This window comes from Bacillus sp. SIMBA_031 (assembly GCF_046535225.1).
GTDB classification, from domain to species: domain Bacteria; phylum Bacillota; class Bacilli; order Bacillales; family Bacillaceae; genus Bacillus; species Bacillus velezensis.
The window spans coordinates 1-307 of sequence record NZ_JAWRXC010000112.1 but is presented as its reverse complement, the minus strand read 5'-3'; the positions used below and the strand labels follow the sequence as shown (position 1 = coordinate 307).

1 pseudogene is annotated in these 307 nt (G+C 61.9%); it reads left to right on the top strand.

Annotation, left to right across the window (positions count from 1 at the left end):
* A pseudogene (locus SB724_RS19720) lies at positions 1–307 on the top strand (hypothetical protein); the annotation flags it as partial.

The window sequence follows — 307 nt, the reverse complement described above, 5'->3', positions numbered from 1 at the left end:
ATGCCGGCCCCAACCCAAACCCACACCACGGCCAAGTCCCCGGGCGGAGCGAAAACGGTAGCCAAAACGGCGTCAAAACCGGCGGCCAAAACGGCGGTCAAAAAGAAAGCACCGCTGAAGAAGAAGGCCCCGGTTGGCATTCCCACATTGGATACCGAGCGATCCTTCCTTGCACCCGGCGTTACCTTGCTGGCAGGCGTTGACGAGGTAGGCAGGGGGGCCTTGGCAGGTCCCGTGACGGTGGGAATCGCCGTCGTCCATCTTGAAACCCATGGCCTCTTGGCGGACGTGCGCGACAGCAAACTAC